At 43.3% G+C, this 23549-nt stretch carries 22 protein-coding genes; 18 read left to right on the top strand and 4 right to left on the bottom strand.

Features of this window, described 5'->3' with window-relative positions:
* The first annotated feature begins 27 nt into the window (after window positions 1–27).
* The 5 genes from pilV (at window position 28) to D6V41_RS03770 (ending at window position 6769) form a co-directional block, all read left to right on the top strand.
* Window positions 28–666, top strand: a complete 639-nt coding sequence (gene pilV / locus D6V41_RS03790; RefSeq protein ID WP_277750965.1) for a type IV pilus modification protein PilV — start codon at window positions 28–30, stop codon at window positions 664–666.
* Entirely contained in the window at window positions 666–1535 is an 870-nt protein-coding gene (locus D6V41_RS03785) for a PilW family protein (RefSeq protein WP_136250156.1), read from the top strand. Before pilV ends, D6V41_RS03785 begins: the two co-directional genes overlap by 1 nt.
* Complete coding sequence (locus tag D6V41_RS03780) at window positions 1532–2095, top strand: pilus assembly PilX family protein (protein ID WP_136250155.1); 564 nt, start codon at window positions 1532–1534, stop codon at window positions 2093–2095. The genes D6V41_RS03785 and D6V41_RS03780 overlap by 4 nt, the downstream gene beginning before the upstream one ends.
* 14 nt (window positions 2096–2109) lie before the next feature.
* Complete coding sequence (locus D6V41_RS03775; protein ID WP_241664418.1) at window positions 2110–6246, top strand: PilC/PilY family type IV pilus protein; 4137 nt, start codon at window positions 2110–2112, stop codon at window positions 6244–6246.
* A gap of 64 nt (window positions 6247–6310) precedes the next feature.
* Window positions 6311–6769, top strand: coding sequence for a type IV pilin protein (locus D6V41_RS03770; RefSeq protein WP_179952537.1), 459 nt, complete (start codon window positions 6311–6313; stop codon window positions 6767–6769).
* 520 nt (window positions 6770–7289) lie between these two features.
* On the opposite strand, the gene D6V41_RS03765 is transcribed toward D6V41_RS03770, so the two are convergent.
* A complete protein-coding gene (locus D6V41_RS03765) occupies window positions 7290–7853 on the bottom strand; it encodes a GspH/FimT family pseudopilin (RefSeq protein ID WP_136250154.1) in 564 nt (187 codons plus the stop codon).
* A gap of 135 nt (window positions 7854–7988) precedes the next feature.
* Between D6V41_RS03765 and nadE the strand changes: the two genes are divergently transcribed.
* From nadE to D6V41_RS03750, 3 genes are all read left to right on the top strand, one after another.
* Complete coding sequence (nadE, locus tag D6V41_RS03760; RefSeq protein WP_136250153.1) at window positions 7989–8822, top strand: ammonia-dependent NAD(+) synthetase; 834 nt, start codon at window positions 7989–7991, stop codon at window positions 8820–8822.
* Window positions 8823–9164, top strand: a complete 342-nt coding sequence (locus D6V41_RS03755; RefSeq protein ID WP_136250152.1) for a P-II family nitrogen regulator — start codon at window positions 8823–8825, stop codon at window positions 9162–9164.
* A gap of 356 nt (window positions 9165–9520) precedes the next feature.
* The gene (locus tag D6V41_RS03750; RefSeq protein WP_136250151.1) at window positions 9521–10219 is read left to right on the top strand and encodes a hypothetical protein; all 699 of its coding nucleotides are present in this window, start codon (window positions 9521–9523) and stop codon (window positions 10217–10219) included.
* Window positions 10220–10502: 283 nt separating this feature from the next.
* Here D6V41_RS03750 and D6V41_RS03745 read toward each other — a convergent pair whose 3' ends face one another.
* Both D6V41_RS03745 and ygfZ read right to left on the bottom strand, forming a co-directional pair.
* On the bottom strand, window positions 10503–10988 hold the full coding sequence (locus D6V41_RS03745; protein ID WP_136250150.1) for an FKBP-type peptidyl-prolyl cis-trans isomerase: 486 nt from the start codon (window positions 10986–10988) through the stop codon (window positions 10503–10505).
* Between the two features lie 19 nt (window positions 10989–11007).
* On the bottom strand, window positions 11008–11970 hold the full coding sequence (ygfZ, locus tag D6V41_RS03740; RefSeq protein ID WP_136250149.1) for a tRNA-modifying protein YgfZ: 963 nt from the start codon (window positions 11968–11970) through the stop codon (window positions 11008–11010).
* A gap of 173 nt (window positions 11971–12143) precedes the next feature.
* On the opposite strand from ygfZ, the gene D6V41_RS03735 reads away from it, so the two are divergent.
* Together D6V41_RS03735 and D6V41_RS03730 are read left to right on the top strand one after the other, a co-directional pair.
* Window positions 12144–12404 carry an FAD assembly factor SdhE gene (locus D6V41_RS03735; protein WP_136250148.1) on the top strand — a complete coding sequence of 87 codons (261 nt, stop codon included), beginning with the start codon at window positions 12144–12146 and terminating at the stop codon, window positions 12402–12404.
* A gap of 569 nt (window positions 12405–12973) precedes the next feature.
* Window positions 12974–13897, top strand: coding sequence for a MaoC family dehydratase (locus tag D6V41_RS03730; RefSeq protein WP_136250147.1), 924 nt, complete (start codon window positions 12974–12976; stop codon window positions 13895–13897).
* 47 nt (window positions 13898–13944) lie between these two features.
* On the opposite strand, the gene nadB is transcribed toward D6V41_RS03730, so the two are convergent.
* A complete protein-coding gene (nadB, locus tag D6V41_RS03725) occupies window positions 13945–15558 on the bottom strand; it encodes an L-aspartate oxidase (protein WP_136250146.1) in 1614 nt (537 codons plus the stop codon).
* A gap of 189 nt (window positions 15559–15747) precedes the next feature.
* Here nadB and rpoE point away from each other — a divergent pair, with 189 nt between their 5' ends.
* The 8 genes from rpoE to era all read left to right on the top strand — a co-directional run bounded on the left by rpoE (window position 15748) and on the right by era (window position 23527).
* Window positions 15748–16326 carry an RNA polymerase sigma factor RpoE gene (gene rpoE, locus D6V41_RS03720; RefSeq protein WP_136250145.1) on the top strand — a complete coding sequence of 193 codons (579 nt, stop codon included), beginning with the start codon at window positions 15748–15750 and terminating at the stop codon, window positions 16324–16326.
* 292 nt (window positions 16327–16618) lie between these two features.
* Entirely contained in the window at window positions 16619–17218 is a 600-nt protein-coding gene (locus D6V41_RS03715) for a sigma-E factor negative regulatory protein (RefSeq protein ID WP_136250144.1), read from the top strand.
* A gap of 70 nt (window positions 17219–17288) precedes the next feature.
* Window positions 17289–18452, top strand: coding sequence for a MucB/RseB C-terminal domain-containing protein (locus D6V41_RS03710; protein WP_168710960.1), 1164 nt, complete (start codon window positions 17289–17291; stop codon window positions 18450–18452).
* A complete protein-coding gene (locus D6V41_RS03705; protein ID WP_136250142.1) occupies window positions 18449–18931 on the top strand; it encodes a SoxR reducing system RseC family protein in 483 nt (160 codons plus the stop codon). Before D6V41_RS03710 ends, D6V41_RS03705 begins: the two co-directional genes overlap by 4 nt.
* Before the next feature lie 288 nt (window positions 18932–19219).
* The gene (gene lepA / locus D6V41_RS03700; protein WP_136250141.1) at window positions 19220–21016 is read left to right on the top strand and encodes a translation elongation factor 4; all 1797 of its coding nucleotides are present in this window, start codon (window positions 19220–19222) and stop codon (window positions 21014–21016) included.
* Entirely contained in the window at window positions 21016–21918 is a 903-nt protein-coding gene (gene lepB / locus D6V41_RS03695; protein ID WP_136250140.1) for a signal peptidase I, read from the top strand. The genes lepA and lepB overlap by 1 nt, the downstream gene beginning before the upstream one ends.
* On the top strand, window positions 21918–22625 hold the full coding sequence (gene rnc / locus D6V41_RS03690; RefSeq protein ID WP_421907498.1) for a ribonuclease III: 708 nt from the start codon (window positions 21918–21920) through the stop codon (window positions 22623–22625). Before lepB ends, rnc begins: the two co-directional genes overlap by 1 nt.
* The gene (era, locus tag D6V41_RS03685) at window positions 22622–23527 is read left to right on the top strand and encodes a GTPase Era (RefSeq protein WP_136250139.1); all 906 of its coding nucleotides are present in this window, start codon (window positions 22622–22624) and stop codon (window positions 23525–23527) included. Before rnc ends, era begins: the two co-directional genes overlap by 4 nt.
* Window positions 23528–23549 lie beyond the last annotated feature (22 nt).

Here is a 23549-nt window from a genome sequence, read left to right as displayed (position 1 = left end):
TTTTGTAAGTGGTAGAAAGTGATAGAAATGTCAAGCGCAACGAATAAGTTAAACCACACATATCAAGGCCAACGAGGAGTGGGCATGATAGAGGTGTTGATCACACTCTTTATCTTGTCGATCGGACTGCTTGGCGTGGCGTCTATGCAATTTGTTGGTTCCTTTTCAAATAAAGACGCCCTTGCCCGAACACAAGCGGTATTAGTTGCCCAGCAAATGAGCGAGCGCCTTCGAGCAAGCACTGTCCATTCTCAGTTTACCGACGGTTTTGTGGTTGATAACGCCTATTTTGAGCCAAATAACTACAATTTTGTTGGCTTATCGTGCGCAGGTGGTACAACGCCATATTCGTGTTACTGCCTCGCTATCCCTGCCGGCGTTCCAGATTGTCAAACAAACACATGCAGCGCAGCAGAAGTTGCGCGATTCGATGCCTATCAAATGTCATGTGCAGCGGTAGAGTCTAACCCAGACGCTTCTATTGAAGTCGCTTGCGATGATAATAACATCGGCGACGCCGATCTATGCACCGCAGGCTCAATCCACAGAATAAACGTTAGTTGGCCAGCTGCTACATGGCAAGACAGTGATAGAGTCGCTAATCCCTTGTGTAATGACGATGGAAGCACAACCAACGACTGCGTTGTGCTGGAGGTAACCCTCTAATGATTCAAAAACGTTTCCGACAAAAAGGTTTAACGCTGGTGGAGTTAATGATTTCACTCGCTTTGGGGCTTGTAATTTCTGCGGCTGTTATACAGATACTGGTAAGTAACAGCGTTACTGACTCTTTAAACAGAGCGATAGCCAGCACTCAGGAAAATGGACGCTACTTAATGTCCAGATTAAGACAAGATCTGATGATGGTTGGATTTTATGACTCTTTGGATCCCAACCTTAGTACCTTTGTCGACATCACTGAGGAAGAGGCCTTTGTCAGAGCCCGGCCTGTCTTATTACCCGGCGACTTTGTCGCAGCTGCCCTTATGGGGTCTGAAGAAGGGGGGGCAGCCACGTCGAACGATACGCTAATGGTCGGTTTCCAAGGTGCCCGCGATTGCAGAGGACTTAAACTGGGTTATGCAGCCGATGAAGAATTTTACGTGGTAAATCAGTATTTTGTGGAAGATAACAAATTGAAATGCAGAGGTGCCGACGGGCGCGTGTTGCGAGGACAAAAAGCTGCGGTAGGAGATTCTGGAGGCGCGGCTATGACACTTCTTGATGAGGTGTACGGGTTCCAGGTTCTTTATGGCATCACCGATCCTACTGCGCCGGGCAATCGTGGCACGCCCGCTCGATATATTGATGCATCGAACCTGGAAGCTGCATATGACGCTAACTCGCAAGTTGTTGCTATTCGCTTGGCATTTTTGGTCAAAGGCGAAGGCGAGGCAACCATCAGTGAAGCTGCCAGTTTTAAATTATTAGATGAAGCTGCATTTACGGTCAGCGATAAGGGCTTATACAAAGCATTTGAAACAACAATTACATTGAGAAATATGAAAAATTTCTCTAGAGGGAGCGTGATATGAAGCAGCAAAGCGGATTAGTAATGGTATTTGCATTATTAGTATTACTGTCAGTCACTATTTTAGGCGTATCTGCAGTTTCAAGCAGTTTACTACAAACCAAAATGGCATCATCTTTAGAGCGTAAATCTTTGGCCTTTGATGCAGCAGAAGCTGCGATTGCGGGTGTCGTGTTTGAGTCCGAAGATGAGTCTGTTCTATCTGATCCTGGTATCAATGACCCTTTATCAGAGGCGAGACAAAATACCCCTATCGACCTCAATGTAGAGACTTTAAGCTGCTTCGATGATGATCGTATCAGAAGAGAAATGACGGCGGGGGGATTAACACGTGGAAGCATTCACAACGTTGCTGCTACTTACTCAGACCAAGGCGAAGTGGACAGTTGGTCTCAAACCGTGTTTATACGGGAGCAGTCTTGCCGCGGCTCAAGTAACGTTATTAGCGGTTCGAATATAAAGTGTCACGTGTTTCAGGTGAGAGGCTGCGGACAAGCTGAAGGAAGCAGTTATGCTGTTGCCAATACCCTTACGGCGTCGGTATTCGCGCCTGCCTCAAATTAATTAGGAGTCGTGCTATGTCGTTTAAAAGTATGTCGATTAAGCGCTTTTCAATAAGAAAAGCCTCAGTGAAAAAGTGCGGTGTTTCGTTTACTGCGCTATTTCTTAGTTTCTTTATTAATTTGAGCGCCTTTGGTGATGATCTGGAAATCTATACCGGCTCTGGAGACGTTGAAGCCGCATATAATCCTAATGTTCTTTTTATAATGGACACCTCTGGCAGTATGAGTGAAAAGGACGGAACCGACTTTTCACGGATGCAAAGAGTTCAAACAGCGTTGAATAAAGCCTTATCAGAAGCGACTAATGTAAACGCTGGCCTCATGCGTTTCTCAGATTATGGTGGGCCGGTATTGTTTCCTGTTACCAATATCGATCAACCCATCGCCTCTGAAATTATCGTCAATACCAAACGAAAAAATGATGACGCTCATGAAATAAGTGGAAGTGTAGATTTGGATGATGACGAAATTCGGCTTACCAATGGCACAAATACTGTTTATACCGGATTACATTTTGATGAAGTTAGCATTCCTCAGGGAGCAGTAGTAACAAAAGCCTTTATTCGTTTCACCAGTGCAACAATGAACTCAACTGATAGCAAACTGACGATTTTTGCTGAGAAGACTGGAAATGCTTCATCGTTTGAAAATGATTACGAAAACATATCAGATCGGACTCGAACATTTAATTCCAGAGTTTGGGAATCGGGTAATCAATTTCCAGTCTCTGACGAAACAATATTATCTGCGGATTTTACCAATGTAATTCAAGAGATTGTTGACCAAAGTGACTGGTGTGGCGGCAATTCGTTGAATATTATTATCAAAGGAGAATCAGTAAGTGGAAGCAGTAATCGACGCGCTTATACTGCTGATAAAGGAGACAGCCGTTCTCCTCAACTTGTATTGTCTTATGATGAAAGCTCAGCGACAGGTTGTGTGAGTGGAACGCGAAATTTTGCTGTAAGGTCACAAGCTGACAATGCTGAGGAAAATACAAAAGGTGAATATCAGACCGGAAGTCACTTGAACTTTCGCAGAAGCTCTAATAATTATGTGGGCTTGCGCTTTCAGGATATAAGTATCCCGCCAGGTGCTCGCATTAGCTCTGCCCGAATCAAATTTACCTCTGTAAATAATTATAATCATGACGATGGAAGAATGCGTATTCGCGGAGTGGCTCAGGACAATCCATCTGCATTCGATGAATCTCGAAAACACCAGCTAAGAGACAAGCCGAAAACTGGCGCAAGCGTTTGGTTTGAGGACTTTGGTGAATGGAAAAAAAATAATGAATACTATAGTCCAAATATCAAAGACGTTGTTCAGGAAATAATTAACAGGCCGGGCTGGAGCCAGGGCAATGCATTAATGCTGGTGCTCGATAGTTTTGACAACAAAGATATTGCGGCTTGGACGCACAAAGGAAGCGAAGGCAGGGCGGTAGAGTTAGAAATAACCTTTGAAGGTAATGCCACGCCGGGTTCGTCATCTACTGTACGCGATTATTTAATTAGTAAAGTTAATGAGCTGACCACTAATGGTTTTACACCTATTGTAGATACGCTCTATGAAGCGGCGCTCTATTACGGTGGGCTACAAATGGACTACGGTAGAAAACGTGGTGAACCTGGCGTATCTAATGCCGTCAGACGTTCCACACGCGTTAGTCATCGCATGTCGTATACCGGCGATGATGCAGTGCGCCCGGGCGGATGTACCGACCTTGATTTGAGTAACAGTAAATGTATTGATGAATTCATTCCAGCTGGCGCGACTTATATCTCTCCGGTTACCGACCTGCAGTGTCAGGTAAATAATCACATTGTTTTATTATCTGATGGTAGAGCCAACAATAATCACAGTGTCGGCAAAGTTCAGTCATTTCTTGGCACCACTTGCACTGGCAGTGGCGGTGAAAAGTGCGGCATCGAACTGGTGCAAAATTTAAAAGAGAAAGACACTTCAGTTATTGGTGCTCGCGTTAAAACTCATACGATTGGATTTGCCGCAGATACAGTCGCAAATGATTTCTTAAATCGGCTTGCTGCGCAAGGCGGCGGTGGTTTTTATACCGCTGAAGATAGCGATGGCTTGCTTGAGGTATTTAAAACGATATTCCGGCAAGTAAAAGATGTGAACACAACCTTCGTTTCGCCTGGGGTTGCAGTTAATCAACTTAACCGATTGACTCACAGAGATGAACTCTATTTTGCCCTGTTTCGTCCTGAAGAAGGTGCGCGCTGGCCTGGTAACTTGAAAAAATACAAAATCCGCGGAGATGAGGTTCTTGATGCGAACAACATTCCTGCGGTAGATAGCACAACCGGATTTTTCTCCAGTGAAGCGAAGAGCTACTGGTCGCTCAGAACCGACGGAAACGATGTGAGAGAGGGAGGCGCAGCGTCTAAACTTGACCTTGTGCGCAACCTATATTTCTTCGAAGACTCTCCAGGAATGATTTTCCGCTCTGGTAACGAGTTCAATGAAAGCAATACCAGTATTACAGCAGCAGACTTGGCGCTTACATCATTAAGCGATCCAGCTGAAACGCGTGAGCGAGTGCTAAAATGGGCACGTGGCGTTGACGTTGATGACTCTGATGGGGATGGTTCTACTACTGACGTACATCAATTTATGGGAGACCCTATCCACTCTCAACCTGTTATTGTCAATTACAGTGAAACAGACAGCGTTGTATTTGTTGCGACTAACCATGGATTCTTGCATGCCTTCGATGCTGAAACAGGCGAAGAGAACTACGCTATCATTCCAAAAGAACTGCTTAGTAATCTTTATGAGTTTTATCAGAATAATTCAACGCTCAATCACATCTATGGCTTGGACGGTGATATGGTGTATCGAGAGGCAGATGGTAAAAAATATCTCTACGTTGGTATGAGACGAGGCGGGAATAACTATTACGTATTTGATATTACCAGCAAGAGCAATCCTAAACTGGTCTTCACTATCGACGGCGGCGAAGGCGATTATGCCAACTTAGGCCAGTCGTGGTCACGCCCAATTCTGACGAAGATCGATATCGGCGGAACGGTTAAAGACGTCATGATTATTGGCGGGGGCTACGACGAAGAGCAGGATGATAAAACAACTAGCTCTCCTGACAGTGTGGGCAACAGCGTTTTTATTATTGATGCAAACAATGGCAATTTACTATGGTCTGCCAGTGATGAAGATGCGGATTTAATCTTATCTGATATGAAATACAGCATCCCTGCTCGAATTTCAGTTATTGACAGGGATAATGACGGCATTGCAGATCATATGTATGTTGCTGACATGGCTGGACAGCTATTTAGATTGGACATCTATAATGGAGAAGGCACAAGTAACCTGGTAAAAGGTGGCTTAATGGCTCAATTTGGCGGCGCGACTGCAGAAGAAAACCGTCGTTTTTATTACGGCCCTGATGTGTCTGAGGTGGTTTTAGGTGATGAGCACTATTATGCTGTTGCAATTGGATCCGGTTTCAGAGCTGGCCCGTTGAATGATGTCATCGAAGACAAATTCTATATGATCAAAGACGAGGGTGTCTTTAAGCGTGACGCCAGTTACAAATATGTATTGCCTGATTCTCCAATTACGCACGACAGTTTGTATGATGCAACTGACCATTTATTAACATCGTCTGACGAATCTGAGCGCGATGTTGCTGCAAGTGCCTTTGCGACAAAAGATGGCTGGTTTATTTCACTCAAGACCAAAGGTGAAAAAGTCTTATCAGCACCCTTTATTCTTGATTATCAAATATTCTTTACTACGTACGTACCAGCGAGCTCAAGCGAAAGTTTGTGCGCGCCTCCTACGGGGAATAGTCGCGCATATCTAGTCAATATGTTTAATGGTAATTCCGTTACTGATTTAAACAATAACAGTGTCAGAGATTCGGGAGATCGCTATGCCGAGCTTTCTCAAACAGGGATTGCACCTGACACGAAAATTCTGATTGAAAATATTACCAAGCCAGTTGTTTGCCTTGGCGCAGAATGTGCACCGGCTGTAATCGAAGTAGATGAGGATGGAAATGAAATTGCCTGTGGCTCGAATTTCGAGTGTTTGGCGAGAAACATATACGGTCGATTTGAGCGTGTCATCAAAGACACCTGGGAAACTGAAGTCGAACGTAATTAATCTGACAATCCGGCGCTTTGCGCCGGAATTTGTTTTTAATCGAGATATTTAGGTTGTGATTAAGATGAGAAGAAGCAAAGGATTTACCTTAATTGAGTTAATGATTGTCGTTGCAATCATTGGCATTATTGCAGCAATTGGTTACCCAAGTTATCAAGGCATGGTCAAAAGCAGTGCAAGGGCGGCAGCGCAAGCAGATCTAATGGCTTTTGCTAGCGCAATGGAGCGACACAGCGCTGCAAACTTCAATTATGCAGGCGCAGCAAGTGGGGGCGGTGACACCGGCGCACCGGCGATTTTTGCGACTCATTCGCCTGCGACTGAGTCCGTTGCCAGTAAAAAATATGACTTAAGCATTGCAGATATCGGTGCAGGTCGCACATTTGAACTTAGAGCCACTCCTGTATCAGGAAGTGTTGTAGAAGATGATGGTGTGATTTACCTTTACAGTGACGGCAGAAAAGCATGGGATCGCAATGACAACGGCACAGTCTCAAGTGACGAATTCTGCTGGGCTTGCTAAACCAGAATTATCAGGCAAGGATGCTTGAGATGCATACTTATTTCATATCTATTTTGCTATTGCTTAACTCCCTTTATTGATAGCCATCTTATTACTAGCCATCTGATCCTCGTTCCGTGTGTCCATATCACCTGCCCGGTTTTGAATACCACTTTGTATATGTCTCCTTTCTCATACTTCACTTTGAGTTCAGGAGTATTACAAAGCGTTTTTTTCGCGCTAAAAGTCGATGCTACCGTATGCGACAATACATATCTGTTTAATCCCTGTCTCTTGCCAGACGACGCAGTATTTCAAGATTAATTTTTACCAACATCGTAAACAGTGTTACTTAGGCAAACGTAGGCAAACATAGGGAAACAGTAGCAAATTGAAGTATGAGGAGTGGTTTTGAAGGCATGAGCAGTTTTAAAAATTAAGCAGCTTTAATTGAAAAGCCTTGCGCTTAACTTACAGCAGAGTTGCCCTTACCGATGCGCCTTCACATTTTGACGGTCGCGCTGTTAATTCTCAGTTGATGCTATGAACAAGATAAGTTACCGCTTGAATCGTTATGGATACCATCGTTTTCAGGATCAGTACTGAGTCTTGTTCTTCCCTGAGCAGTAATTTCAAGCGCGCGCGCGAATTTAGCGTCTTTAGAGTTAGGGCAGAGCTTTATATTTGCGGCCGTAAGCGCGCCGCCAGAATCGAGGAACTGCACTATATCTTCGCTTGCAGTCATTGTGTTAGTACTTGAAATAGATTGGGACACTAACAACAGCTCTTCACCAGCATCTCTTGCGCCATTGTTATTGTCGTCAATAAATACCATTTTCGGATCGTTCCAATTGGTTGTGCAGGAATCAAAGTTCGATGAAGGGCAAACAACGGTTAGCGCTTGCTCATCAATAGCGGTAAAACGTGCAAATTGAAATAAACCGCTCAGCTCATTAATTTCTGAGGTTATTTTGTTTTTTGTCAAAATAGATTGAACATTTGGCGCAACAACTGTCAGCAAAATTGCTGCAATCGCCAATGTGATTAACATTTCAAGTAATGTCACGCCTTGTTGACATTTTTTGCTTATCGTTTCATTTAACACTTCAAACCCCCATTTCTAGCGAGTACACTATACTTTATATACAAGCAAAGAAAGGTATGCTGCAACTCGAATACTTAGTTTAACTCATACCTAGCGTAAGTCACTAATTTTTATGGATTTAAAGGAGATGCAGACTTGAAACAAGCAATTATTGAAGAAATGCGCGTGTTGCCGCATATCGATCCAGCCTTTGAGATCGAGCGGCGGGTCGCGTTTATTAAAAAACAATTACTTGCCTCGGGTTTGCAAACGCTTGTTTTGGGAATAAGTGGCGGTATCGACAGTTGCACTCTAGGCAGACTTGCTCAGCTTGCTGTTAATGAGTTGAACCAAGGTGGAGCACACTACAAATTTATTGCTGTGCGACTACCATACGGCACTCAGGCTGATGAAGAAGATGCCAAAGCTTCAATTGATTTTATCGAGCCATCTGTTCAAGTAACGGCCAATGTTAAATCTGGTGCTGATGCAATTCATGCCACTGCCGTTGAAGCGCTATCTGCTGTAGGACAATATTCATGCGATGAAAGTCACGATGATTTTGTAAAAGGGAACACTAAAGCCAGAACGCGTATGGCGATCCAGTACGACATCGCTGGGCTCACAAAAGGTTTGGTCTTAGGGACTGATCATTCAGCAGAAAACATCACAGGGTTTTATACGAAATATGGCGATGGCGCATGCGACATGGCACCTTTGTTTGGTTTGAGCAAGCGCCAGGTAAGACAAATTGCCAGTTTTTTAGGAGCGCCAGAGAAAATTGTTACTAAAGCACCAACGGCCGACCTGGAGACCTTAAATCCTCAACTTGCAGATGAGCAAGCTTTAGGAGTATCTTATGACCAAATTGACGACTTCTTAGAAGGCAAAAGTCAGAATGATGAGGTAGATGATTTACTTGTTAATATTTATCAAAGAACTCAACATAAGCGCGTTCCTATTCCCACTATTTATGATGACGAGAATTAAATGAAAAAAGTTGAAGCAATTGTTAAACCCTTTAAGTTAGATGACGTCAGAGAATCACTTTCATCAATCGGTGTATCGGGATTAACCATTACTGAGGTAAAAGGTTTTGGACGGCAGAAAGGTCATACTGAACTTTACCGGGGTGCGGAGTACAAAGTTGATTTTTTGCCTAAAATAAAAATTGAAATTATTGTAGCGGATGAATTAGTTGATCGCGTGATAGAAGCAATCACTGAATCTGCGCGAACCGGTAAAATAGGGGATGGAAAGATATTTGTTCTGGATGTTCAACAAGCGGTGCGCATACGAACAGGTGAACAAGGGGATGATGCGCTGAGCTAGTACGAGTATAGCTAAAGTGTGGTAGCTTAAATCTAATCTGACATCTTTTATTTTGAGTTTCGATTCAACCTGACAGCAAGCAAAAGACAACTCCTTAATATTCGGGACCGATAAACTAAGCTGCAGGTTTGTTCGCATAGCGGACTCTCAGGCTTTTTGAAAATCCAAAAAAAACATTATTGAAATTTGGTTTGGTGTAGACCTTGAGTTCAATCAGCAGCAGAAATGCTTCAAGAGCAAAAATTAAAAAAATTTAACAGACCTGCACTGAGCTTTTTTACAAAAACTAACCTATAGTCATAAAAGTAAAAAGAACAGAACTTTGTTATGTATTTACAAAGAATAGAGACATTAAAATGAAAAACAACTCAGCTTCGTTATTGGTTTTAGCTATATTTACCATGTCAATTAACAATGCGATGGCGGAAGCGGGCGATATCGGTTTCACCTACATTGAGGGAGGAATTATCGGTGGCTTTGTCAACGACATAGAGACATCCGGAGCAATCACGGGAAACGGCCCTTTAGACCTAGAAAGCGATGCTGATGGTGGTGGATTCATTGGCGGTGCATGGAAATTTAATAATCAAATGCACTTTTTTGGTGAGTATGCATCTCTCGGCCAAGAGCTAGAAATCCTCGGCGATACCGACATTGTCACAGGTGAGTATGATGTGGTGCGTTGGCGCATTGGAGTTGGTTATCAATACAATGTATCAAAAACATTAGCTTACTATGGTCGGTTTAGCCTTGACCGGCTTGAGTTGACGGGTGCGCGCGTTGCTGGTTTTAACGTTGATATCGACTCTGACGATAGCGGCATCGGGTCGGAAATTGGTGTTATCTGGGCCGCAACTCCGACATTTCATTTTCAGGGTCATGCGCGTTACACCGCGGTCGGTGGTGTCGCCTCTAGTGATTCAGATCCCTTCGAAACAGACGTTCTGATTGGCGTGAACGGACGTTGGAACTTCCTTCCCAACATTGCACTGGTAACAGGCTACGAGTTCGGAAAAATCACAACGTTGAATGTAGGCCTTCGTATCGCTTTTTAATTGGCAAGCAAACCATCTTGACAAACCCGGTCTCGCTACTGACTCAGGTGCTTTTTAACCGTGCGGTATCGAGAAAGGAGCTGCTGTTTTGCTTTACTCACCGTTTAAGGGTGCCGAACTTCCCCTTTGTCTCATTAGCCGAAACTTGGTAATTGCAGAGTGGATAGCGGGTAAATTTACACAAGAGGCTGGCAGATTTTGTTCAGTTCTATGTCTGAAAGTGTCAGGTAAAGTGATAACTAATGCAGCTAAAGCTCAGCGTCAGTCATTTTTGATAAGACTTTTAATGGTCGTGTCCGCAACCACCTGCGCCATGGACATGACCATGTGCAATTTCATCCGCTGTTGCCTCACGTATATCTTCCACCGATACATCAAACACGAGCGTTTTTCCTGAAAGTGGATGATTTCCGTCTACCGTTACATGTTCTTCGTCTTTATCAACAATCATCACTGACTGTTCACCTTGTTCTGTTGTGGCTCTGAAGCTCATTCCGACTTCAACATCCATGCCTTCAAACATGTTTAAGGGAACTTTTTGCACTAATTGTTCGTGACGTTCGCCATATGCTTTTTCAGGCTCAACGGTAACCTCGAAAGAATCCCCCTTTTCTTTACCATAAAGCGCTTCTTCAAGCCCTGCTATCATGTATTGGCTACCCTGAATGAATGAGAGCGGTTCAGCGCCTCTCGACGAATCGATAGCTTGGCCATCTTCCGATTTTACCGTGTAATGAAGGGTAACTACGTGCTTGTCTTCTATTTGCATTTATCTGCCTTTTAGTCGTTTAAGCTTGCTCAAGCGCATATGGAAGCACTTGAACCTGAAATTCTTTTTCACTCTCTTTTAAGCGTAACACATCGCCAACTTCTGTGTCATTGCTCAGTACAGCTAAAATTCGGGTTGAACACGTCTCTGCTTTAGATTTTACTTGTGCGCTTCGCACGACTGTTCCGCCTCTGCGCCAATTGTCTCCAATTTGTTTTTCTAATATGGCGCCTGCAGGAACATCCGTATCTATCGCTGCTTTATCACTGGTGTCACTGGTCAAAAGGTAAAGCGCACGCTTGTTTTTGCCCAAAAATTTAGTCCGCGCCACCACTTCCTGCCCCATATAACAACCTTTATCGAAATCAATAGCATTGAGTGCATGAAGGTTCATCATTTGCGGTACAAATTCATTTATATTGGGAGATTGTAGAGAAGGGATAGCAGCATCAATCTCAAGTGCATTCCATATGTCAGCTTTGTCTACCCATAATTCTTCAGCTAATTCCTTAAGGTGGCTAACGCCTTTTTCACTTAACACCAGCAGATAACGCTGATTGGCATCGTTAAAACTGATGCACTGTCCAAACTCATTAGACTGCAGGCTCATATGGCTTGTATCTAATTGCGGAAATAATGCTTTAATAATCTTGGCCGCCTGCTCTCCATAGGCGCCAATACACCGAAGCTTTTCTTCTGTTTCGATGACAACTTTCGAAAATACACCGTATTTTTTTAACTCTCGCAAACTGGCTTGACTCGCATCTTTGTGTGCAATCAGATAAAAGGAGTCGTTTGCTTCAAATACATTAAATACTGACCACATTTTGCCTTTAAAGTCGCAATGCGCGCCCAGTCGTGCATGGCTAGTGTCAAATTGCTTTGTGTCAATGGTGAGTTGTCCATGCAAATAGTCTCTGCGTTGTTCGCCCTTAACGCTAATAATGTGCAAGTCTGCTAAGTCAACAAAAAAGCTCGTCATTACATTCCTAATTTATTTCAAGTATTGCAATAAAGATAAGGGCAACGCGCGCAAAAGCAAGTGATTTTGCACGAGTGTATAATTCACTACACAAAGGGCTTTTCAGACTAAAGGTGCAGTATGGTTTTAATACTGTTTTGTGATAGTCTTTGCGCTTCTTAAAAGGAGCCGATATGTTTGAACCTAAAAGACTTGCCAGATTAAAGTGGGCATGCCGCAGAGGCATGTTGGAGTTAGATGTGCTTTTGCTCCCTTTTGTCGAGCAGGCTTTCGATACACTTAGTTTTGAACAACAAGAGACCTTTGAGCGTTTGTTAACGAGTGATGACCCCGATTTGTTCGCGTGGTTTATGGGTCATCAAAAATGCGAAGATAAAGCGCTGGCAGAAATGGTACAAATCGTCTTAAGCAGGGTGAAGGTCCGCGCCGATTAGATATGCTGCTATCAATTCTGCCTTCCAGAATAGGAGCATACTTGCGGCTCGCGCTAGCGATTTTTTTTGTTGCCTGCTTTTTTTATATTTTTTTACCCACAACTGTGTTCGAAGTTTATGTGATGCTTACGCCATTTCTGGTTTACAAATGGTGGCCAAAACCCAAAAACCGACTACACTTAAACATAGAGCACAGCGGCAAATTTACTCTATTGGCACCGGATATGGTCGAGTTGAGTAAAACATCGGAGTGCAGCACACAATGCTGTCAGAAGATACAACCCGCATATGGGACCTATTCTTTAAGCAGGTACTCAAAAGTCAGTCCGTTTGGCTTTTATTTAATTTTGTTGCCACACGCTTTTTTCACTGACCTTTACAAACAACCATATTTGTTAGTGAGAGAGCATGAGCCTGTTAAGTTATTTATTGGCATATGGCAATTAAAAAAACGCGAGCGCGCAGCCATTGCAAGACTTGTGTATTGGTTTTCTGGTTAAATGACTATAGAACACTGGTAAATATAACTCGCTCGCATATATTAATCAAAAGCTATAAAAGGAAAAAAGATGTTAGCACTGCTTGCTAAAGCAGCTATATACCGGCCAGAAGCACAATCATTAGACATAGGTGCGCTTTCTCAAATGCTTGAGCGCGCCGAGGTGCCAGTATTGCCAAGTCATTACCATCGTTATCATTTCCTGGTTAAATGGCCTTCGCTCACATCAAGTCATTCTTCTGATGCCCCACTTGATACTATTCATCCCTGCTATGCTCAGGTGCTGAGCCTTCCTTTGCAGATGAAGCTAATGACTCGAGCCCCTTTTCCATTCAAAGCATTTGGCCTTATCCATATTGCCAATAAAATAAACGTGATTTCGTTGCCATTATCCAATCAGACTCTACAGCTTCATGCATATTTTGGACGTTTCTTTTCGCATCCTAAGGGAGTTGTTTTTGAGCTTAATACCGATTTGAGTGTTAAAGGCATACTCGCAGTCAAAGCAAGCAGCTATTATTTGGCGACGAATATTGACAGTGTAAACAAACAAGGCTTACCTGATTTTGCCGATTATAAAGACTTGCAAATTCATTTCAGCTTGAAAAATGAAAAGCAATATGACCCAGTACAGAGTGAACAAATCTTATCTTTTGATGATTCAATCGGACGAGACTATGCGAGAGCGTCGGGAGACTATAATCCCATTCATTTATGGCCAGCTACTGCAAAACTATTTGGCTTTAAGCGTGCAATTGCTCACGGCATGTATTCAAAAGCGCTGGTTCTCTCAAAGGTTCAGGAACAAAAAGCCATAAGCTTAAATCAGGGAATGAGTTTGGTCACCGTTTTCAAGCGTCCCGTCTTATTGCCTTCTCAAGCACACTTGCAGCTAACAGAGCAAAACGATGGCATGCTGTTTAAACTATCAAACAGACAAAACAAGCAAAGTAGTACACATATGATTGGCGCTATATCAAAACTCCAGTCTTAAATTAAAGCCAAATATTTAAGCGACCAAATACTGATTCAAAGCTTACATCACTTCATGGATTTTTGAATAATGCTAGGGCCGGATTTAGCCAACAAATCCGGATAATCCAGATTATAATGCAAACCTCGGCTTTCTTTGCGCTGCATTGCACATACTACAATCAGTTGAGCAATGCATACGAGGTTGCGCAGTTCCAGCATATTATTACTCACCTTGAAGTTGCTGTAGTATTCATCAATTTCTTGCTTTAAAAGATTAATGCGACGCATTGCCCGCTCCAGGCGTTTGTCTGTGCGCACAATACCTACATAATCCCACATAAACAGTCGAAGCTCATGCCAATTATGTTGAATAATTACGGCTTCATCCGAATCAATCACTCGGCTTTCGTCCCAGGGTTTTATATCCGTTTGATCAAAAGGCTCATCAAAATGCGCTAAAATATGGTTTGCGCAAGAATGAGCAAAAACGACACACTCTAAAAGCGAATTGGATGCCATACGATTTGCACCATGAAGGCCGGTATACGCAACCTCACCAATCGCATACACATTATCTAACGTGGTTTTCGCATCCAAATTTGTCATGACACCACCACAGCTATAGTGAGCTGCCGGTACAACAGGAATAGGTTGACGAGTAATATCGATGCCCAAAGAGCGACATTTGCGATAAATGTTTGGAAAATGCTTCACGATAAAATCGGTTGGCTTATGACTGATGTCCAAGTACATACAATCTTCGCCTAAACGTTTCATTTCGTAATCAATAGCACGCGCAACAATATCCCGAGGCGCTAAATCGCCACGTTCATCAAATTTGTGCATGAAAGGGGTGCCGTCGGCGTGACATAAAAATGCGCCTTCTCCTCTAAGCGCCTCAGAAATCAAGAAATTTCCTGCATCTGGATGATATAGGCAGGTTGGATGAAATTGATTAAATTCCATGTTGGCAATTTTACATCCCGCTCGCCACGCCATAGCAATCCCGTCACCGCTTGAGACATCAGGGTTTGACGTATATTGATACACCTTGCTTGCTCCGCCTGTTGCCAAGGTAATAAAGCGAGCACGAATAATTTCTACTCGTTCTTTCTTGCGATTCCACACGTAAGCGCCAATGCATCTATTGGCATTTTTTTCAGTTTTGATTAAATCGATAGCATTGTAGCGCTCAAATAAATGAATATTGGGATGATGTTTTACGTTGTCTGAAAGCGTGGTTTGAACAGCTTCACCTGTTGCATCAGCAGCGTGAAGAATTCGTCGGTGAGAGTGACCACCTTCGCGCGTTAAATGAAAACGCGTATTACCGTTTTCATCTTTTTCCTGATCAAATGGCACACCGCGGCTGATAAGCCATTGCATGCTTCGCTTGGCATTTTCAGCAGTAAATCGGACCACTTTCTCATCACAAATACCTGCGCCGGCATTTAATGTGTCAGCAATATGACTTTCAATACTGTCATCGTCATCAAAAACTGCGGCTATACCTCCTTGTGCATAGCGAGTACTTCCTTCGTTAATATCGCTTTTACTCAGCACAATAACATTACAATGCTCCGCCATTTTCAAGGCAAGGCTCAAACCGGCCGCGCCACTGCCAATCACGAGTAAATCGCAACGATGTTCAATTGTGTGTGATACAGAGGTGTTAGACATTTGAAATTACATCCGCAGTAAAGCTGTCTAATTGTCAGGGCCTTAAGTCTAATCTTTCGCCACAAAAATACAATGGCTCGATAAATTCAAAATAATCCATATAATAAAAGAACTTAATCGAATTGTGCTGGTCAATATGTGAACCTTGCCGAAGCCATGGTATTAAGCATATAAGGAGTAATGGCTTTAATGAGCGAGCAAAAAACAGATCAAGAGTTAGTTAAACTGGTTCAAAAAGGTAACAAGAACGCATTTAACTTACTGGTAGTAAGACATCAAAATAAAGTAATGAACATCGTCTCGCGTTATGTGAAAAACTCAGGCGATGTGGCAGATGTAGCGCAAGAAGCGTTTATCAAGGCATATCGTGCACTTCCAAATTTTAGAGGGGAGAGCGCGTTTTATACATGGCTTTACCGAATAGCAGTAAACAGTGCGAAGAATTATCTGACTTCACAATCCAGAAAGCCTCCAGCAAGTGACGTCGATGCGCAAGATGCTGATTATTTTGATGGCAGCGATGCATTAAGAGAAAACGCTTCTCCCGAGCGCACGCTTTTATCAGAAGAGCTCCAGAACAAGCTGTTTGCTACTATTGAATCTTTGCCAGATGATTTACGAGCGGCTATTACGCTTCGTGAAATCGAAGGTTTAAGCTATGAAGAGATTGCGGCGGTTATGGAGTGTCCCGTTGGGACCGTCCGTTCACGTATTTTCCGTGCGCGGGAGGCGATCGATAAGGTGATAACACCACTGACTCAAAATTAATGCTTAAGATAAACAACATGGTTTGATTAGTCGGTAAAATTTTTTGATTTAAATGCAACCTTATAAAAACTGAGTGGTCGTAAGGGATAGATAGGTGATGTTGCCAATGGCAGACACTCGTAGTACAACTTTACTCAAGCTCGCTTGAGATGAACAAAAAAAATGGCATAATGCAAATCAGTGCATAGTCAGCTTGGGCAAAACAGCTGCGCTCACGCAGTATAGATAAGTGATTGGGCTTTTTGCATTCAGCGAACAAACCAGCAGTTGCTCAAATAGCAGGAAACGGTGTATGACACAAGACGTAGAGAAATTATCAGCAATGGTCGACGGAGAGAGCGAAGATGCCTCTCTGGCGAATCAGGTGATTGATGATCCAATTCTGAAGCAAAAATGGAAAAACTACCATTTGACCCGAGATTTGCTTCGCAATGACATGTCCAGTGACCTCAAATTTGATGTCAGTGATGCAGTAGCAAAAGCTATTGAATCTGAATTGCCTATTGTCGCGCCCAAACGAACCTGGAAAGAACTTCCGGTGGTATCAGCGGTTATCCCAATTGTTAAGCAAAGTAGCCAGCTTGCCATGGTGGCCTGTGTTACCGCAATGGTGATTTTTGGATATCAAACGTATAACCAGCCAGAAGCGACACAGCCTTTCACGACCGCTCCACCTGTTATTGGTCCGCAAGGTGGCCTTGCTCCAGTGAGTTTGCAGCAAACGCGCGCAGTTGAGCAAGACCGTATGCAGCAATTAATGGAACAGAGGCGTCAAATAAATGCGCTGATTGAAGACCATCAACGACAGCTGAAATTAAAGCAAGCTGGCGTGGATAATAACTCTGAACAGAACAATAAGGGTGCAAGTCAGTCAGAAGATGGTCAGCCTTAACCTGAGTGATAAGTTAAAACGACTACTATGTTCTTTCGTGTAATGTTTTTTTAATATGAAGGTAAGCGCATTGAAAAACCGGATTAATCATACAGTTGCAGTGATATCCGGTTTTTTTGCATCTAAAGCACTGGTAAGCATGTGCTTGCTTTTTGCCTCTTTGAGTTTTGCACAAGTTCCCCCGAACGAAACAGCCGAGGCTCTTGAACAAGAGCCGAAAGAGAGTCAGGTCAATGATCTCGACTCATCATCACAGATGCTTGAAAATGAAGGCGAGAACAACGCAGTCAGGAATTTTGATCCCCTTTCTGCTGAATCGTGGATGCGTCGGCTGATAAACAATGTTGAAAGCTCAGCTTTTGAGATTATTTACGTTGTTACTGCGAACAAGCGCGAGACTTTGCCTTACATGTGGCGCAAAGGAAAAATGCCGGACGCCAGTCAGATTGAGCAATTAAGCTTACTTAACGGCCCGGGCTTTGAGCAAATTGCGCACCAGGGTAAAGTCAGTATATTTGAGCCTGGCTTCGCACCCTACAGCGTGCAGGGTAATAATGTTCAAGGCCCTATTCCTCAAGCTTTTATATATGAAGGGATTGATTTTACCAACGCTTATGATGTTTTATTGATGGGACGCAATCGGATAGCGGGCAGAATGGCCCAGCAAATTCGAGTAATCAGCAAAGATAAAACACGCTTTAATTATCATCTTTGGCTAGATGAACAAACGGGTTTTTTGCTCAAACTCGACATGTACAATCTGGAAGGTGACTTGCTTGAACAAATACAAATCACTCAACTTAATATCTCCGAAAACGTGAATCAAATATTTAGCCAGTTTTCCGTTGACCAACTGCCACAGGTTAATGTAAAGCAAAATGCGGCACCGCGTGAATTGATATGGCAGGTCAGCTATTTACCTGAAGGCATGAAAGTGATTAGACAGGATATTCACCGGATTGAGCGAACCGGCCAGGTAACCGAATACATGTTACTTTCAGACGGTCTCGTTGATGTATCGGTGTATGTTATGAATGCAAACAGCGCGTTTGAAGAGGACGTATCTGTGGCATCCAATAGCCATGCGGTGGTATCTAAAACTGATGGGCGTGTTCAGGTTACCGTGGTCGGTGAAGTGCCAGTTGCAACGGCAGATCGCATTGCCAATTCAATCGTTATTACCGAGCAAGCGCAAAATAACGCTGATGCAATACAAAATGGGCAGCCGCAATGATTGAAGAAATGGGGATCGTGGTTTCCGCTGAAGCGGATCATGCCTGGATTGAAACCAAGGTTAAAACAACCTGCGGTAGCTGCGCGACTAACGACAATTGCGGTACGGGACTTGTGGCAAAAGCGTTTAGCCCAAAACCAGAGCATATTCGCATAGAGACGCCTTCACCTCTAAGGGTAGGGCAGACGGTTAAAATTGGCATACCGGAACAACATTTGTTAAGTGCATCGCTATGGATGTACATCCTTCCTCTTGCTGTGCTGTTAGCAAGTGCATCTGTGCTACAAGGTTTGAGCAATCTGGCAGAGCCTCTTGTGATTGTAATTAGTTTTGTTTGCACCTTTTTATCGTACTGGGGTGTGTCGCGTCATCTTAAATCAGAGCGATTTAAGCACATGTATCATCCGGTGTTTTTAGGCGCAACAACAGACAATGGTGTATTTAAAAAGCATGAAATACCGCTCAAACGACTTGAGTAGGTTGGTCTATGTAGTTGCTTGCCAGATCGTAGGATATTGTCTTTAAAATATGGTTTGATTTACCGATTTACTGGCAGTACACACCTTGTAACACTTCGTCCACAACTAAATTGCATCTTTTTAGTCGAAATTAGGCAGTTAGACACGAGATTTGTCGCAATTTAAGCCCAAAATCGGTAATATCCGCGTACTTAAAATTATGTCTCTTTTTCCTGATTACTTGTGTGTTTTCGTTAAGTATTTTCGTTAAGTACAAGGCTCAGACTTATTTTGGATGTTTAGTCATTTATGCAGCTAAAAAATATTCGTAACTTCAGTATCATTGCTCACATCGACCATGGCAAATCAACCTTGTCCGATCGATTGATTCAGCATTGTGGCGGTTTAACCCAACGCGAAATGGCAGAGCAGGTGCTAGACTCCATGGATATTGAGCGCGAGCGCGGGATAACCATCAAAGCGCAGTCGGTTACCTTGTACTACGATGCGAAAAACGGTGAGCGTTATCAGTTGAACTTTATCGATACGCCCGGACACGTAGATTTTACATATGAAGTATCACGTTCTTTAGCTGCATGTGAAGGAGCCTTATTAGTTGTAGACGCCGGGCAGGGCGTTGAGGCCCAAACACTGGCGAATTGCTATACTGCAATTGACATGAATATGGAAGTTGTGCCAATCCTGAACAAAATTGATTTGCCACAGGCAGAGCCTGACAGGGTAGCTGAGGAAATTGAGGATATTGTTGGAATAGATGCTATTGATGCTGTGCGTTGCTCAGCTAAAACAGGACTTGGTATTGAGGATGTGCTTGAAGTAATCGTCAATCGCATTCCACCTCCTGAAGGTGATAGCGAAGCGCCGCTTGAAGCGCTGATTATCGATTCGTGGTTTGATAATTACCAGGGGGTTGTTTCCTTGGTGCGAATAGTTAATGGCGAACTGCATGCTAAAGATAAAATCCAGATCATGTCGAAAGGTGCTGTGCATCAGGCTGACAAAATCGGTGTTTTTACGCCTAAACAAACCGAAACCAAAGTGCTTAGAACGGGTGAAGTCGGGTTTATTATTGCTGGTATCAAAGAAATTCACGGTGCGCCGGTAGGAGATACCATCACGCTGGCAAAACGCCCAACCGCCAAACCTTTACCCGGCTTTAAAAAAATTAAGCCTCAAGTTTACGCTGGCTTGTTTCCAGTAAGCTCAGATGATTACGAAGACTTTCGTGATGCCCTTTCGAAACTTTCCTTAAACGATGCTTCTCTGTTTTACGAGCCTGAAAGCTCCGCAGCACTTGGTTTTGGGTTTCGAATCGGCTTTTTAGGCATGCTCCACATGGAAATCATCCAAGAGCGTCTAGAGCGTGAGTATGATCTTGATTTGATTACGACTGCACCAACGGTTGTATACGAGGTGATCACAACAAAAGGCGATACCTTGCAGGTCGATAATCCGTCTAAACTTCCTCCTATTAACGACATCGAAGAGATTAGAGAACCTATTGTTACCGCCAATATTCTCGTGCCACAGGAGTATTTGGGAAATGTGATCACACTGTGTGTTGAAAAACGCGGTGTGCAAACGCATATGTCCTATCATGGCAAGCAAGTTGCAGTGACTTATGATATGCCTATGGCAGAGGTTGTCTTAGACTTTTTTGACAGATTAAAGTCAACCAGTCGCGGATTTGCTTCATTAGACTATAATTTCACTCGCTTTCAAGCCGCAGACATGGTGCGTTTAGATATTCTAATTAACGGCGAGCGCGTAGATGCACTTGCCTTGATTACTCATAAAGATAACGCCCAATATCGCGGTCGTGATTTGGTTGAAAAGCTAAGAGAGCTTATCCCTCGGCAAATGTTTGATATTGCCATACAAGCGGCAATAGGTAACCATATTGTGGCAAGAAGCACGGTTAAGCAGCTTCGTAAAAACGTAATTGCTAAATGTTACGGTGGTGATGTGAGTCGTAAGAAAAAGCTTTTGCAGAAACAAAAAGAAGGTAAAAAACGCATGAAGCAAGTAGGTAATGTAGAATTACCGCAGGACGCGTTTTTGGCAATTTTAAAGGTTGATAATTAATGGCGAATTACTTCTCGATATTTTTAGTCGCAGCAAGCGCATTTACAGGGATGGTTTGGTTAGTTTATGCGTGGTTCATAGCGCCTAAAAAAGAAGAAGCAACTTCTACCGTTAGTGCAAATACAGCTCAAACGGGCAACTCAAGCTTTAGCTCTACAAAGCATGCGCAAGGCGTTGATGACGAGCTGCCTTGGCTGGTGGACATCAGCAAACAGTTTTTTCCTATATTTTTTGGCGTCATGATATTTCGTTCTTTCATTTATGAGCCTTTTCAAATTCCCTCTGGCTCTATGATGCCAACCCTGTTGGAAGGTGATTTTATTCTGGTTGAAAAATTCGCTTATGGATTAAAAGACCCGGTTACTCGCACGGAGTTTTTTGAAACAGGAGAAGTAAAACGCGGTGATATCGTGGTATTTAAGTATCCGCTGGATACTAACGTTGATTACATAAAACGCGTTGTCGGCTTGCCAGGCGAGACAATTATCTACAGCAATAAACAAGTGTTTATTCAAGCGCCTTGCGAGCCAGGTCAGCTTTGTGAGCGTCCTCAGCCGGTGGACCTTAAATCCTTAGGGGATTCTGAATTTAAACAACGCGGTGCCTTTTTAGATAAATTTGTTGAAACACTCGGTGAAAAGGAGCATGAGATCCTGCATTCACCTTTAACAGCCTCTGCTGCCTATAAATATGATGTGCCTGAGGGACATTACTTCGTGCTTGGCGATAATCGTGACAACAGCCAAGACAGTCGTTATTGGGGCTTCGTACCGGAAGAGAACTTAGTAGGTAAAGCTACTTTTATATGGATAAGCTTTGACTTTGACCGTAGTGAAGAGGATTTCTTACCCACTTGGTTACCAAGCGGTGTTCGTTTTGAGCGTATCGGATCTATTCATTAGTGGTTAGTAAAGAGAAACAAATAGCGAGTTTACAGCCTAAGCCACAAGCTTCATTAAACAAGCGGATAGGCTACGAGTTTGCTGATCAAATATTACTGACACAGGCACTCACTCATCGAAGTGCTGCTAAAACGCATAATGAGCGACTGGAGTTTTTAGGTGATGCCGTGCTGGGACTGTGCATCGCTGAAATTCTTTATAAGAAGTATCCCAAGCAGCCTGAAGGAAAGTTGACGCGTATGCGCTCTAATTTGGTCAAAGGTGATACGCTTGCCGGTATTGCCCGCGAGCTTGAGTTAGGTGATATGCTTCGTTTGGGATCAGGCGAGTTAAAAAGTGGCGGTCACAGGCGTGATTCAATTCTTGCCGATGCCGTTGAAGCTATACTAGGGGCGATTTATTTAGAGTCTGGCCTCGAAGCGGTTAAACAAAGCATTGAAACGCTTTTTGCAAGCCGCATAGAAAAGCTAGACCCAAACGTTCAAATAAAAGACAGCAAAACGCAGTTGCAAGAATATTTACAATCACGCCAATTGCCCTTACCTAATTATGAGGTGCTGCAAATTAGCGGCAAAGATCATGCACAAATATTTGAAGTAGCATGTGAAGTTGAAGCGTTAAATATCAGTAAAAACGCTTCAGGTAAAAGCCGACGCATAGCTGAACAAAAAGCAGCTAAATCTGTACTAGAGACAATTCATAAATGACACAAACACACTGCGGCATGGTCGCGATAGTTGGTAGGCCAAATGTAGGGAAATCTACCATCTTAAATCGGATACTTGGTCAAAAAGTGAGCATTACCTCACGGAAACCTCAGACGACCCGTCATCGGATAATGGGAATCGATACTTTAGACAATCGTCAGGCGATTTATGTCGACACGCCAGGTCTTCATGCCGATGAAAAGCGTGCGATCAACCGCTTTATGAATCGCGCTGCAGCAAGCTCCCTGGGTGAAGTATATTTGGTTCTGTTTGTTGTGGAAGGTACTCGCTGGACGGATGATGATGAGTTGGTGCTAAACAAAATTAAAGCCTCAAAGCTACCTTGCTGGCTGGTAGTGAATAAAATCGACAAAGTTGCTGAAAAAGGAGATTTGCTTGATACCCTAAGCGCGCTTAACAAAAAGCACGATTTTGCAAACATTCTTCCTGTATCTGCCAGGCAGGGAAAACAAATAGAGAATTTGCGAAAGCTAATTCTGGAATCACTTCCGGTAAGCGAATTCTATTTTCCTGAGGATTATATTACCGACCGCTCAAGCCGTTTCATGGCTGCCGAAATCATTCGCGAGAAGCTTATGCGCTTCACTGGAGACGAATTGCCTTATTCTGTTACGGTAGAGATTGAGCAATTTAAATTAACTGCAAATGGGGTGTATCACATCCATGGCTTAATATTGGTGGAGCGAGAAAGTCAAAAACGCATGGTGATTGGTAAAGGCGGTAGTCATCTTAAAACCATGGGAGCAGAAGCGCGTAAGGATATGGAAGCACTCTTTGATAATAAAGTGTTTCTGGAACTTTGGGTGAAAGTAAAATCGGGATGGGCCGATGATGAGCGCGCCTTGCGCTCTTTAGGCTATGACGGCGATCATCAAATATAGCTGGATTTTTGATTAAACAGCT

Source organism: Ningiella ruwaisensis (assembly GCF_004798935.1).
In the GTDB taxonomy this organism is placed as follows: domain Bacteria; phylum Pseudomonadota; class Gammaproteobacteria; order Enterobacterales; family Alteromonadaceae; genus Glaciecola; species Glaciecola ruwaisensis.
This window is presented reverse-complemented; position numbering and strand designations above follow the sequence as displayed.